At 68.5% G+C, this 14,056-nt stretch carries 11 protein-coding genes; 7 read left to right on the forward strand and 4 right to left on the reverse strand.

Features of this window, described 5'->3' with window-relative positions:
• Nucleotides 1-10: 10 nt before the first annotated feature.
• Together ACFYRH_RS32400 and ACFYRH_RS32405 are read right to left on the reverse strand one after the other, a co-directional pair.
• Entirely contained in the window at nt 11-730 is a 720-nt protein-coding gene (locus ACFYRH_RS32400; RefSeq protein WP_387783274.1) for a GntR family transcriptional regulator, read from the reverse strand.
• Nucleotides 731-788: 58 nt separating this feature from the next.
• Nucleotides 789-1,640: an amidohydrolase family protein gene (locus tag ACFYRH_RS32405; protein WP_387783276.1), complete on the reverse strand. Its 852-nt coding sequence runs from the start codon at nt 1,638-1,640 to the stop codon at nt 789-791.
• Between the two features lie 89 nt (nt 1,641-1,729).
• Here ACFYRH_RS32405 and ACFYRH_RS32410 point away from each other — a divergent pair, with 89 nt between their 5' ends.
• From ACFYRH_RS32410 to ACFYRH_RS32440, 7 genes are all read left to right on the forward strand, one after another.
• Entirely contained in the window at nt 1,730-3,598 is a 1,869-nt protein-coding gene (locus tag ACFYRH_RS32410) for a hypothetical protein (protein ID WP_387783278.1), read from the forward strand.
• Entirely contained in the window at nt 3,598-4,482 is an 885-nt protein-coding gene (locus tag ACFYRH_RS32415; protein ID WP_387783279.1) for an aldo/keto reductase, read from the forward strand. Before ACFYRH_RS32410 ends, ACFYRH_RS32415 begins: the two co-directional genes overlap by 1 nt.
• A gap of 73 nt (nt 4,483-4,555) precedes the next feature.
• Entirely contained in the window at nt 4,556-8,326 is a 3,771-nt protein-coding gene (locus ACFYRH_RS32420; RefSeq protein WP_387783281.1) for an Ig-like domain-containing protein, read from the forward strand.
• Between the two features lie 107 nt (nt 8,327-8,433).
• Nucleotides 8,434-9,123 carry a FadR/GntR family transcriptional regulator gene (locus ACFYRH_RS32425; protein ID WP_387783283.1) on the forward strand — a complete coding sequence of 230 codons (690 nt, stop codon included), beginning with the start codon at nt 8,434-8,436 and terminating at the stop codon, nt 9,121-9,123.
• Entirely contained in the window at nt 9,120-9,863 is a 744-nt protein-coding gene (locus ACFYRH_RS32430; protein WP_387783285.1) for a creatininase family protein, read from the forward strand. The genes ACFYRH_RS32425 and ACFYRH_RS32430 overlap by 4 nt, the downstream gene beginning before the upstream one ends.
• Nucleotides 9,864-9,955: 92 nt before the next feature.
• Nucleotides 9,956-10,903 (forward strand): alpha/beta hydrolase family esterase, encoded by a 948-nt coding sequence (locus tag ACFYRH_RS32435; RefSeq protein ID WP_387783287.1) that lies wholly within the window; start codon nt 9,956-9,958, stop codon nt 10,901-10,903.
• Nucleotides 10,904-10,947: 44 nt separating this feature from the next.
• Nucleotides 10,948-12,432 carry an AbgT family transporter gene (locus tag ACFYRH_RS32440; RefSeq protein ID WP_387783289.1) on the forward strand — a complete coding sequence of 495 codons (1,485 nt, stop codon included), beginning with the start codon at nt 10,948-10,950 and terminating at the stop codon, nt 12,430-12,432.
• Nucleotides 12,433-12,529: 97 nt separating this feature from the next.
• Here the strand turns inward: ACFYRH_RS32440 and ACFYRH_RS32445 are convergent, their stop codons facing one another.
• On the reverse strand, nt 12,530-13,108 hold the full coding sequence (locus tag ACFYRH_RS32445; protein ID WP_387783291.1) for an isochorismatase family protein: 579 nt from the start codon (nt 13,106-13,108) through the stop codon (nt 12,530-12,532).
• A gap of 76 nt (nt 13,109-13,184) precedes the next feature.
• Nucleotides 13,185-13,964 (reverse strand): SDR family NAD(P)-dependent oxidoreductase, encoded by a 780-nt coding sequence (locus ACFYRH_RS32450; protein ID WP_387783293.1) that lies wholly within the window; start codon nt 13,962-13,964, stop codon nt 13,185-13,187.
• Between the last annotated feature and the right edge of the window lie 92 nt (nt 13,965-14,056).

Genomic DNA, 14,056 nt, shown 5'->3' on the forward strand with positions numbered 1-14,056 from the left:
ACCTCCGCTCTCACTTCTTGGTGGCGCGCTTCGCCTTCTTCTTGGCTGTCCGCGCGTCCGGCACCGGTCCGCGACCGCCCGCGTGGTTGGCGAACGCGGCCGCCGCCTCGGTGGCGTCCGACTCGCGCAGCAGCTGGACAAGGCGGCCGTGCTCGTCTGCCATCGCGTCCCAGTCGCCCTCGAACAGCGGATCGCTGATCGCCCGTAGGGCCCGCAGGTTCGGCTCCAGGACCTCCCACATCCGGGTCAGGAACGGGTTGCCGGCCAGCTGGATCACCCGGGTGTGGAAGGCGATGTCGACATCCCGGAACATGCTCAGGTCGCCGGACTTGGCGGCCTTGTGCAGTTGCTCGACGAGGTCGTCGAGCTCGCGGAGGTCCTGCTCGCTCATCCGGGTGGCCGCGAGCTGCGCGGCGAGCCGCTCGAGCGGCTCGCGCACCTGGCGCGCGTACTCGACGTCCTGTTGTGAGATCTCCACGACGAAGTTGCCGCGCCGGGGGATGTGCACCAGCAGCCCCTCGCGGGCCAGTTGCTTGACCGCCTCGCGCACCGGAGCCTGGCTGACCCCGAGCTGGCGGGCGATCTCGGACTCGACGACGCGTTCGTTCGGCCCGAGGTCGCCGTCGACGATGGCCTGCCGGAGCAGCTCGTACGCGCGCTCCGAGATCAGTGTGGCGCGGAACTGGTCCTTGTTGCTCGCCAGCGTGGAGGCGAAGTCACCCTTAGCCATGAAAGCCCCGATTCGTGCGATGTCCCGAAAACCCTTGTCATCATACTTCTCTGATCGCCTAGCAGGTATCGATAACGTTCGTCCCCTCCATCAGGTTCCCGGCCAGACGATAGGCGCGAACCGCGGTGCCGTGCAGGACCTGTGCCCGTTCGTCGCTCGTCAATCTCGCCAACCCACCGCACGCGAGCTCCAGCGAGTCCGCCCGCGACCCCCGCGGCAGGCAGATCGGCCAGTCCGATCCGACCAGACAACGCTCCGGTCCGACCGCGTCCAGCACCCGCTCCACCAGCGCCACAACCTGCCCGAGCGGTACGCCGCTCTGCTGCGTGAGCAACCCGGAGATCTTCAGCAACACGGCTGGCTCCTGTGCCGCCAGCCGCAGTCCACGCTCCCACTCGGAGAGATCACCAGTCCGCAGATTCGGTGGATTGCCGAGATGATTCACGACGACCGTGAGCCCCGGATGCGCCTGCGCCAGCGCGGCGGCCACGCCGAGCGCGTCGGTCAGCAGGTTCAGGTCGAGCGTCACGCCGAGCTCCGCGAGGACCGGCAACAGCCTTGTTTCGTGCGGTTCCGGCCGTCCGGCGCCGCCGAGACGCATGCCGTTCGGGCGGGCCTCGGTCAGCAGTTGGGCGAACGTCGACGGCGCGATTCCCTCGTAGACCTTGAGGTTCCCGACGTATCCGGCGACCAGGTCGGGGCGGGTGAGGCGGAGCTCGCGCAGGGCGAGGGTCTCGCCGCGATCGCCGCGGGACGCCTCCACCAGGATCGATCCGGCCAGCTCCAGGCCGTCGCCGCTGCGCTCCAGATCGCTCACCGTGAAGGTCGTGTCGTGCACGGATCCGGGCGTGATCCAGCCGAAGCCGTGGCCGGCGTGCCACAGGTGCGCGTGACAGTCGATCAGGCGCATCGTCGTACCCCTCTCGCGGTCTTGACACCGTCGCGTCGGATCAGGCTAAATCATCGGGTATCGATCAGCGATAAGGGGTGTGTCTCCTCATGCTCAGCACGGAACCCGTGCACGCGACCCGTCGGCTGACCACGCCACCGGCGTGGGCCACCTTGGAACGGGAGTTGTTCGCCCAGCAGGACCGGGCCTGGCGGGTGTTCGCCGATCGGTACACCGAGGGCGACGGCCGGCTGGTGTTCCGGGATCGGCTCGGGGTCGGGCTGGACGGCCGCGACGGCGTCGACGACTTCTACGAACCGTTCTTCAACTGGCCGACGCTGTACCTGCTCGGTGGTAGCGCCGACCTGCTCGACGCCTCGCTGCGGCACTGGCACGGCGTGACCAACCAACTGTCCGAGATGGGCATGCTGGTGGACGGCTACGAGCGCGGCTACGACTGGTTCCACCAGGGCGAGAGCATGGTGCTGTTCTACGCGCTGTGTCTGGCCCGTCCGGACGACGCCGAGTTGCGTCGGCTGGCCGGCCAGTTCGCCGACCTCTACCTCCCGGGCGGCCCGAACTACGACGCCGGGCACCGGGTGATCCGGGCGCCGCACAACGGTGCCGAGGGTCCGCGCTGGGGGTTCATCGACGGCGAGAAGTACTTCCCGTGGAGCCTCCCGCTGCGCCCGTACGGTCTGCCGCTGGACTGGATCGGCGTTTCGTCCTTCGACGAACTCGTCGACGATCCTTCCAAGGCCCGTGAGTACGGGCGGATCATGTGGGACCGGATGGGCCGCGGCGACACCGTGGCGAACCTCGCCGCGACCGGCCTCGCCACGAACGCCTACCTCTTCCAGGGCGACACGTCGTACGCCGACTGGGTCACCGAGTACGTCGGCACCTGGCAGGACCGCCTCGCCGGGCGGGAGGTGATCCCCGACAACGCCGGCCTGAACGGTGTGGTGGGGGAGCACCTCGACGGTCGATGGTACGGCGGTCACTACGGCTGGGCCTGGCCGCACGGGATCGAGTCCGTCGGCTCGTCGGCGGTCGTTGGCGCGGTCAACGCAACGCTCGTCTCGGGCGATCGCGGGTACCTCGAGCTCGGCCGGAACCCGCTCGATGCGGTGCTGAAGCAGGCGGAGTACCGGACGCTCGCCGACCTGGGGACTTTGACGAAGCGCTGGCTGCGGCACCTCGATCCGGAGCGGCCGACGCTGGCGGTGCCGCAGCGCTACAACGACTCCGGCTGGTTCGACTACAACGTGATGCCGACCCAGCTGCCGATCGCGCTCTGGCACTTCAGCCGGGACCCGGTCGACGCCGAGCGGATCGACCGGCTGCGGGAAGGATCCGACTGGGACTGGACCGCCGTCCACGACCAGCGGAACAAGGACGAGGGCGGTCACGAGGAGCCCTGGTACGAGTTCCTCGCCGCGCGGAACCCGGACTTCCCCGAGCGGATGCTGCGCTCCGCGCTCGCGATCTCCGCCGCCCGTCTGGACCTGATCGAGAACGACGGCATCGACCCGGCGGTCGGTCCGGACGCGCTCGGCATCCACCACTGGCAGAACGTGAACCCGGTCGTCACCGAGGCGCTTCTCCAACTGACCACCGGCTCACCCCAGGTCCTGTACAACGGCGGCCTCACACAACTACATGTCCGGTACTTCGACGCCTCGGCCCAACGACCAGGACTGCCGGACGACGTCGCGGCGCTGGTGTCGGACATTCGCCCCGAGCACACGGTCGTCGAGCTCGTGAACCTCGGCGCCGCGCCGCGCTCACTGCTCGTCCAGGCCGGGTCGTTCGGCGAGCACGTCGTACGGACTGTTGCCGTGGACGACGCCGCCCCGGCGCCTGTCGACGGCCAGTACGTGCGGGTCGAGCTCCCGGCCTCGTCAGAGGTGCGGTTGACCCTCGCGATGACGTTGCACGGCCGGAAGCCGGTGAACCGATCGCCATGGGAGGCGTGATGCTGCCGCGCTTGGGCATCGGTACGGCGCCACTCGGCGGACTGTTCCGCGAGGTGAGCGAGGAGGACGCTGCCGCCACGGTGAAGGCCGCGGCCGAGGCCGGTATCCGCTACTTCGACACCGCACCGCGGTACGGCCACGGGCTCGCCGAGGAACGCCTCGGCCGAACCCTCGGTGCCGTCGAGGAGCCGGTGATCTCGACCAAGACCGGCTGGCGGCTCGAGCCCGATGGCGGCGCTCGTGCCGACTTCAGCGAGCGCGGGATTCGCGAGTCCTTCGAGTCCAGTCTCGAGCGGCTCAACCGTTCCTCGGTCGACATCCTCTACCTGCACGACCCGGACGAGTACGCCGACGACATCCGTCGTACCGGCTATCAGGCCGTGCGGAAGCTGCGCGACGAGGGCCTCGTGCGCGCCATCGGCTTCGGGATGAACCACAGTGCGCCGCTCGCCGCGTTCGTCGACGAGTACGACGTCGACGTGGTGCTGATCGCGGGACGGTTCTCGCTGCTCGACCACGATGCGATGGGTACCCTGCTGCCGTTGTGCCGACGTCGCGGCACGTCGGTCGTCGTCGGGGGAGTGTTCAACACCGGTCTGCTCGCGGATCCCAACCCCGCCGCGATGTTCAACTACCGCCCGGTGGACCCGGGCGCGCTCGCCCGAGCCCAGCGCTGCGGCCAGCTCTGCGCGCGGTACGGCGTACCGCTGCCGGCCGCCGCGATCCAGTTCCCGTACCTGCATCCGGCGGTGACGTCCGTCGTCGTCGGCTGTCGCTCCGCGGCCGAGGTGACCGCGAACGTCGCCGCACTCGAGCAGCCGGTACCTGCCGAGCTCTGGCAGCGGCTGGCGCTCGAAGGCTTCGTCCCGCAGTCGTTGGTCTAGGGCGTGACCCGTTTTCGAGAAAGGGGCTCTTGCGAGTAGTTGTAATCGATAATCGACCAAAGGATGTTCTGCGATGAAGCGATATCTGGCAGCCGTGCTCGCCGCCGGTCTGCTGGCGACCGCAACTCCAGCGGTAGCCGCCACTACCGGCTCCACTACTGGCCCGGGCCCGCGCGCCCTCTACGTCTCGACCACCGGCGACGATCACAACCGGGGAAGTATCGACAAGCCGCTGCGGACCCTGGAAGGCGCCCGCGACGCGATCCGCACGCTCAAGAAGACACACCTGCCCAAGGGAGGTGTGACCGTCTACCTGCGCCAGGGCAGCTACCAGCGCGATGCGACGTTCTCCCTCACCGATCAGGACTCCGGCACCGCGGACTCCCCGATCACCTACAAGTCCTATCCCGGTGAGACCGCGACGCTCACCGGTGGCACCCAGCTCCCGTACGACGGCTTCGCGCCAGTGACCGACGAATCGGTCCTGGACCGCGTGGTCGACAAGTCCGCCCGTCCCAAGATCCTCCAGGTCGACCTCCGCGCGCTCGGCCTCACCGACTACGGCGCGATCAGCCGGCACGGCTACTGGCACGCGAACGATGTCAGCAAGACTCCGCCGATGGAGCTGTACGTCGACGGCGAGGGCCAGACACTCGCCCGCTGGCCCAACAACGGCACCGTGCAGATGAACAAGATCATCGACCCGGGCCCGACCCACAACGACCCGGACCTGCAGGACCGCGGCGGCACCTTCAGCTACTCCTACGACCGCCCGAAGTACTGGACCCAGGCCAAGGACATCTGGCTGGACGGCATCTTCGGGTACAGCTGGGAGTGGTCGTACAACAAGATCCAGTCCATCGACACCACCGCCAAGACGATCACCCTGCGGTACGGCGAGATGTCCGGGCTGATGAAGTCGTGGTTCCCGGACTTCCACTTCGCGCAGAACCTGCTCGAGGAACTGGACGCCCCGGGTGAGTACTACATCGACCGCGACAAGGGCGTGCTCTACCTGGTGCCGAACGCGTCCTTCCTGGCCAAGCGCGGCGCGGTAACGGTGACAACGCTGGACGAGCCGATGATCCGCACCGACAACACGTCGTACGTGACGTTCGACGACCTGGTGATGGAGTACGGGCGGGCGACCGCGGCGGTCGTCCTCGGCGGCAGTCATGTCACGATCTCGCGCAGCGACATCCGCAACTTCACCGACGGCGGTGTCCTGATCAACTCACCCGGCCGCTACACCTACGACGGCATCCCGGTGAACCGCGGCGGGACGGACCACGCGATCGTGTCGACCGAGCTCAGCCACATCGGCGGTGTCCCGGTCGTGCTGCAGGGCGGGAACAAGACCACGCTCGCACCCGGCCGGAACAAGGTGCAGAACTCGCACATCCACGACTTCGCCTACTACCACAAGGCCTACAACGCCGGCGTGATGTTCGACGGGGTCGGCAACATCGCCCGGGGCAACGAGATCCACGACGCGCCACATCCGGGCATCATTGTGCAGGGCAACGACCAGCTGATCGAGGACAACGAGATCTACGACGTCTGCAAGACGTTCCAGGATCTCGGCGCGATCTACATGAACGCCGGGTCGACACCGCAGCAGCGCGGCAACGTGTTCCGGCGGAACTATTTCCACGACATCGGCAAGGGTCGCGCCGGCGTCGAGGGCATCTATGCCGACAACCTGACGATGGGCCTGACCATCGAGCAGAACGTCTTCGCCGACATGGGCAACGACGCGGTGAAGAGCGGGTCCGGTGACTACGTGACCGCGACCAACAACATCTTTGTCGACACGTTGGTGCCGTACGACAACTACGAGATGTGGATGGGCAACCAGGAGGGCAACGTCGTCGACCGGTCGTACCTGCCGGCCTGGAAGAAGCTCTTCGCCGACAACAACAACTTCGAAGGCACGCCGTACCTGCGGAAGTACCCAGAGCTCGGGCACTTCTTCGAGGACAACCACTACTACCCGGCGAACAACACGTTCGCGAAGAACCTGGTCTGGAACCCGACGCTCGCCCGCCAGTCCGACGTGAACGCCAACGGCGCGCGGGACGTGAAGAACCTGCTGAACTACGCCGGCAACTGGGTCGCGACCGATGATCCAGGCTTCGTCGACTGGCAGCAGGGTGACTTCCGGCTGCGCGCGGATGCTCCGGTCTTCGACCACATCCCGGGGTTCACGCCGATCGCGTTCGATCGGATCGGTACCCACGGGCACATCGGGCAGACGCGGACTCCGGAGACGGTCCCGCTGGAGTCGCTGGCGTTCCCGTCCGGCGACCTCTCGATCGATCTCGGTGACCAGGTGCCGTTCGCCGCGTCCGCCGTACCGTGGAACAGCACCAACGCGACGGTCACCTACGCCTCCAGCGATCCGACGATCGCGACGATCGACGCGAACGGACTCGTCACCGCGGTCGCCCCGGGGACCGCGACGCTCACCGTGACGTCCACGGCCGATCCGTCGATCAAGGACGAGACGAATCTCGTGGTGCACGAGGGTGACGGGGTGCTGCACTACACCGACTTCGAGTCGGGCGCGAACGGGTGGCCCGTCGATGCCAACCGCACTGTCGTGGACGACGGCTCGGGCAACCACGTGTACCGGATCGTCAACGGCGCCAACGCGCAGCTCCCGCGGGACTTCACCGAGTACGTCCTCGACTTCACGGTGACGACTCCCGCGGATCTGCCCGACGGCGCGGTGATGCTGGTCTACGACCGGACCGGGACCACCCCGGGTGGTTACATCAGGTATCGCCACTTGGCGTCCGGACCCGTGTGGACGATCTATGACAGCAAGTGGGCGGTCATCCAGCAGGTGACCCTCGGCGCGGACGCGGCCTTCAAGCCGGGCACGACGTACGCGGTCAAGGTCGCCGTCCTGCCGGGCGGGATCACGGTGTCGGTCAACGGGCAGCAGGTGGTCACCGGGGCGAACCCGGCTCCCGCGGCCGCCGGCAAGGTCGGGTTCTACGTGTCCGGAGCGAGCCGGCTGGACTTCGACGACGTCGGCTTCTCGATCGTCTCGACCCAGGTCAGCGGCATCGATCTCGGTACGGCGCAACTCGCGATGGAGACCGGCGAGCGCCGAACCGTCGAGGCCACGGTCTCGCCCGCCGGCGCGTCGGACACGAGACTGACCTGGACCTCCGACACCCCGGCGGTGGCGACGGTCGACAGCACCGGAAAGGTCACCGCGGCCGGGGCCGGGACGGCGACCGTCAAAGCCACTTCGGTGTCCAACCCGGCGGTCTCCGCCACGCTGACCGTCACAGTCCGGGACGGCCAGTACGCCGTCTCCGACCTGACCACGCAGCTCTCGGACCAGGCGAACTGGACGACCTCGCCCAACCTGGACTTCAGCCAGGGCACGGTGCGGGCGACCGGCGAGGGCGTGTTCGGGTACAAGGCGCAGAAATTCGGTGACGGGCTGCTCCGGTTCAAGGCCGAGGTCGGCGCGTTCGCGGGCGGCTGGTACGGCTTCCAGGTGCGATCGCACGAGACCGGCGTACCGGCCTGGCAGAACTCGAACACCGGCTACCTGGTGGTGATCAAGGAGGACACCATCGAGCTGCAGAGCTGGACACCCGGGCAGACCCTGCTCGACGTGATCCCGAACGACGTGATCGCGCCGAACAGCACCCACGAGATCGCGTTCGGCACCAGCGGCGGAAACCGGGTGGTGCTGAAGGTCGACGGCCGAACGGTGTGGAGTCAGGTCGACACCAAGGCCAACAACCCGATCGGTGCCGACGGCTACTTCAACCTCTACAACTACGCCAAGGGCAACCCGATCCGGCTGCTCCCCGCGTAGTCCCCGCGACCCCCGGTCCCTGTCCGCTCCAGGGCAGCGACCGGGGGATCGTTTCGGATCGGCGCGAGGGCTTGACCAGCGGAAAGGCTAAGTGATTTAGTCAGTTTGTGACTTACTCAGCATCTGAGGCGCTGCCCAGTCTGTCCGACCGGTTGACCGAGTCGATCCTCGGCATCATCCGGGACGGCGGGCTCCGGCCAGGGGACGCGATCCCGTCGGCCCGCGAGCTGGCGAAACGGTTCGCGATCACCACGCCGACCGTGCGGGAAGCGCTCCGGAAGCTCGAGGCCACCGGCGCGGTCGAGTTCCGGCACGGCTCCGGGACGTACGTCGGCCCGACGATCAACAACGTCGTACTGGCGAACCCGCATCGACCGCCGATCACCAAGGACTCCGTGCTGCAGTTGATCGGCGCACGCCTGGTGATCGAGCCGGCCGTCGCCGCGCAGTCCGCCGTGGCGCGGCAACCGGAGAACCTGGAGCGCCTGGAGGCAGCGGTCACCAACGCACTGGTTCCGCCCGGCGGTCCGGCGTTCGCGTTGAACTTCCACATTGAGCTCGCGGCCGCGTCCGGCAACCCGTTGCTGCACGAGGTGCTGGCCTCGCTGCTGAAGGTCCGGGTCCGCGAGCAGCAGCAGATCCGCGCGCTGTACGACAATCGTGAACGCGACCACGAGGAGCACCAGGCGATCGTCGACGCGGTCCGCGCGCAGGACGCCGTACGGGCGGAGCGCCTGACCCGCGAGCACCTGGACAACATCCGTCAGGCCGTCGAAGCCGCCCCGGAGTTCTCATGAGACTCGCCGAGATGACGACCGACGAGGCTCTCGAGGCCGTCCGCAGCGCGCCACTCGTGATCATCCCGGTCGGCGCTCAGGAGCAGCACGGCGGCGGGATGGCGATGTCCACCGACACCGTCCGCGCCGTCGGCGTCGCCGAGCGGGTCGCCGAACGGCTGGCCGGCCGCGCGGTGATCGCCCCGGTCGTCCCGTACGGCGTCTCGCCGCACCACATGGCCTTCGCCGGCACGATGACGTTGTCCCCGGCAACATTCCAGCAGGTACTCCGGGACCTCGTCGCCAGCCTGCACGAACACGGCTGGAAGCAGTTCCTGGTGATCACCGGCCACGGCGGCAACAACCCCGCGCTGTCCGTGCTCGCGCAGGAGTACGTCCGCGGCGACGTCACGTTCGCCTGGACCCCGGTCACGTCCGTGGTGTCGGACCTGATCACCGATGTCAGCGCTGTCCACGGTCACGCCGGTGAAGCGGAGACCGCGCAGATGCTGTATCTCGCCCCGGAGCTGGTCCAGGCGGATCGCCTGGAGCCGGGCGCGTTGACGCTCGACGAGCTCACCGTTGCGGCCCGATTGGCCCGCGGGTCGCGCGGCCCGCGGCTGTCCGTCGGGTTCGACGAGTACCACAAGCGTGGCGTGCTGGGTGATCCCCGCCGTGCCACTGCCGCGGACGGCCGTCTCCTGGTGGAGACCGCCGCCGACCGGATAGCCGCCTTCGCCGACGAGTTGCTCTCGGCCTGACGCCGCACCCCCGAACACTGGACCTCCGCTCAGGGAGGCCCAGGCGCGAGCCTGCCCGCCCGCAGGCCGCACGCCCCGAGGAGGGACCCCTGATGAACCTCGCACGCCCCAGAACCTCCAGCCGTGACAGCCGCCCGATCCGTCGCCGGGTCGGCGCACTGCTGGCGGCGGCCGGCCTGGTGACCGCCGCCACCACGTTGCCATCAGCAACCGCCGCCGCCACGGGCAGCGCCGGATGCGGGACGCAGGCGGCTCCGACCGGCGACTACACCCTGGTCTCCGGCGGTATCACCCGCACCTACCGCCTGCACGTGCCGGACGAGTACAAGCCGTCGAAGTCCTACCCGCTGATCGTCGTGTACCACGGCCGCGGCAAGACCGGCGCGCAGACCGAGGCGTTCTCGGGCCTCTCGGGACTCGACGCGGTCGTTGCCTACCCCAACGGTGTGATCGGTGACGAGAACAAGCAGGCATGGCAAGGAGCGCCGTACTCCGCCAAAGGGGTCGACGACGTGAAGTTCACCGGCGACCTGCTCGATGATCTGGAGTCGAAGTACTGCGTCGACACGAACGCCGTCTACGCGACCGGCAAGTCGAACGGTGCCGGCTTCACCGGGATCCTCGCCTGTCGGATGGCGGACCGCTTCGCCGCGATCGCCCCGGTCTCCGGAGCGTTCTACATCGAGGGCACGCACTGCGCTCCGAGCCGCCCGGTCCCGGTGCTCGACATCCACGGCACCGGCGACACGACGATCCCGTACGGCGGTGACGGCGAGCGGGACCTGCCTGATGTCCGGACGTGGGTCCGGGACTGGGCGGTCCGCGACCACTGCAAGCAGGATCCGCGGACCAGTCAGCTCGGTGACGACGTACTGACGTTCACCTACAAGGGCTGCAAGGCCGATGTCGTGCACGTCGCGGTGACCGACGGCGGACACAGCTGGCCCGGCTCCGACTCGTCGTCGGGCCCGGGATACGTCACGCAGACGTTCGAGGCGTCGGAGCTGATCGGTGACTTCTTCGAGGCGCACACGCGATGAGCACCGCGACCGATACGAGGGAGCTGCCGCGCCTGGTGCGCGCGATGGCGGTCATCGAGCGGGTCGGCAACGCGCTGCCGCATCCGTTCTGGCTGTTCTGGATCCTGTCCGCGATCCTGGCCGTGGTCAGCGCGATCCTGGCCGCGTTCGACGTGTCCGTGATCTCGCCGAAGAACGGCAAGGAGGTCGTGGTCCAGAACCTGCTGTCCGGGGACGGCCTGCAGATGGCGGTCTCGACGGCGATCTCGAACTTCGCCGAGTTCCCGCCGATGGCGACGATCGTGGTCGTGATCATGGGCGTCGCGCTGGCCGAGCGCACCGGGTTCCTGCAGACGTTGATGCGGGTCAGCGTGTCCCGGGTGCCGCAGTCGATGGTGGTGTTCGCGGTCGCCTTCGCCGGGACGATGGCGCATGTCGCGTCCGCGGCGGCGTACATCATCCTGGTGCCGCTCGGCGGGCTCGCGTTCCGCGCGGTCGGCCGGTCGCCGATCCTGGGGATCGTGGTCGCGTACACCGCGATCGCCTCCGGGTACGACGCGAGTCCGATCCCGACCCCGAACGACGCGATCTTCGCCGGCATCACCACCGCCGCCGCGAAGACGATCGACCCGAACGCGCACGTGTCGGTGTTGTCGAACTGGTTCTTCAACATCGCCTCGTCGGTCTTGCTCGCACTGGTGATCACGCTGGTGACGCGGCTCGTGCTGAGCAAGCGGACCGACCTCGACGCCGACCCCGACGCGCCCGGAGACGGTCCTGACCAACTCGCGGTGTCGGACGACGAGCGCAGCGGGCTGCGTCGGGCCGGGATCGTCTTCCTGGTCGCGGCCGCCGCGATCGTCGCCGTACTGCTCCCGCACGGCTCGCCGCTGCGGGGCAAGGACGGGAGCATAGTCGACTCCCCGTTCCTGGACGGGATCGCGATGGTGGTCGCCGTACTGTTCGGCCTGGTCGGGATCGCGTACGGCGTGACGGTGCGGAAGATCGAGCGCGCGGCCGACGTACCGAAGCTGATGGGGGAGGGGATCAAGCAGATGGCGCCGGTGCTGGTGCTGTTCTTCGCGATCGCCCAGTTCCTCGCGTACTTCGACTGGAGCAACCTCGGCGACCTGCTGTCGGCCGAGTCGGCCCGGGTCCTCGGTGATCTCGGGGCGCCGAAGGTGGTGATCTTCCTCGGCATCCTCGCGCTGCTCACGATCATCAACGTGCTCGTCACCAGCGGATCGGCGATGTGGGCCCTGACTGCTCCCATCCTGGTCCCGATGATGCTGCTGCTCAGCGTCCCCGCCGAGACCACCCAGGCCCTCTTCCGGATCGCCGACTCGGGCTCCACCGCGATCACCCCGATGAGCCCGTACTTCGTGATGGCGCTCGGCTTCCTCCAGCGCTACCGCAAAGACGCCGGCGTCGGCACGCTGGCGTCGTACACCGTCCCCCTGGCCATCGCGATGACGCTGGCCTGGACCCTCCTCTTCCTGGCCTGGTGGGCCCTAGGCATCCCCCTCGGCCCCGGAGCTCCGGTCAGATAGCCCCGCGCGGCGCCCGGATGTGCTGACCTTGCACCCCGCTTGCGGACCTCGGACAAGCAATAGCCTGTCCGAGGTCCTCGTAGGCTGCGCTCAGTTCTCAGGTGACGGTGATGCCGGCGTGGCGGAGGTCGGTCAGGGCCTGGGCGGTGGTGGTGGGGGCTACGCCGGCGGTGAGGGGGGTGAGGACGGTGGTGCCGAAGCCGGCCTGGCAGGCGTCGAGGGCGGTGGCGCGGACGCAGTAGTCGGTGGCGATGCCGCAGACGTCGACGTCGGTGACGCCCTTGTCGCGGAGCCAGTCCACGAGCGCGTGGCCGCCCTCGTGGGACTTGCCCTCGAAACCGGAGTACGCCGCCGAGTACTCGCCCTTGTCGAAGATCGCGTCGAACGGCTGCGGGTCGAGGTTCGGGTGGAAGCTCACCCCGTCGGTGCCGGCGATGCAATGCGGCGGCCAGGAGTTCACGTAGTCGGGTTCGCGGGAGAAGTGGTCACCCGGGTCGATGTGGTGGTCCCGGGTGGCCACGACGTACGCGTACTGGCGGTCCCGCGGCTCGGCCTCGTGCCAGTGGTGCAGCAGCTCGCCGATCCGGAACGCGACGTCGGCGCCACCGGCGACGGCCAGGCTTCCGCCCTCGCAGAAGTCGTTCTGCACATCAACCACGATCAGTGCCCGAGCCATCGCGACGCTCCTTATGCCGGGGTACTCCCTGAGCCCACCGTACAAGCGTCGGACCCGTCGGCGCCGTATTGCGCGCTCATCCGGGAATCAGATCGCCGCCCGTGACGTGCAGCCGCTGGCCCTGGATCGCCCTGGTCCGCGGCGACGTCAGGAACAAGATCGCGTCGGCCAGTTCGGTCGCGTCCGGCAGGTGCCGCGCGGTGAACCCGGCCGCGATCCGCTCGAGCGCGGGCTTGGGGATGACCCGGTGCTCGCCGTCCTCGAGTGTGATCCCGGGCAGCACGACATTGACCAGTACGCCGTCCGCGCCGAGATCGTGCTGCAGGCTCGCCGCTAGCCCGTGCAGTCCGGCCTTCGCGGCGCCGTACGCCCAGGAACCCTTCATCCCGCGTTCGGCGAGGTCCGTCGAGATCAGCACCAGCCGCCCGTGGCCCGACCGCCGCAGCGCCGGCGCGACCTGCTGGACGAGATGGAAGTTCCCCTCGAGGTTCGCCCGCAGGATTCCGGTCCACCACTCGGGGTTGGAGTCCTCGACCTTCTCCGGCCGCTCGTCGTACCCGAGCGTGCCCCAGCTGACCGCGTTCGCCACCACCGCGTCGAGCCCGCCCCAGTGCTCGACGACCGACGCCACCGCCGTCTTGATCGTCTCCGGCGCCCCCAGATCCAGGGGTACGACGTACGCCGTGCCGCCCGCCGCCTCGATCTCTTCGGCCACCGCCTCGGCCGCATCCTTGCGGGAGTTGTAGGTGATCGCGACCCGCGCACCCTCTCGCCCGTAGGCGATCGCGGTGGCCCGCCCGATCCCCGACGACCCGCCGGTGACCAGTACTGCCGCGTCCTCGAGTCCCAGGTCCATGACCCGTCCTTCCGTATTCTTTAGTCGGCTAATCATGAAACTTAGCCGACTAATAAACCAGGAGCAAGCCGCGGCGGGTTTCCGTGTGCCAT

Origin of the sequence: Kribbella sp. NPDC004875, assembly GCF_042873375.1 — a bacterium.
Taxonomy (GTDB): domain Bacteria; phylum Actinomycetota; class Actinomycetes; order Propionibacteriales; family Kribbellaceae; genus Kribbella.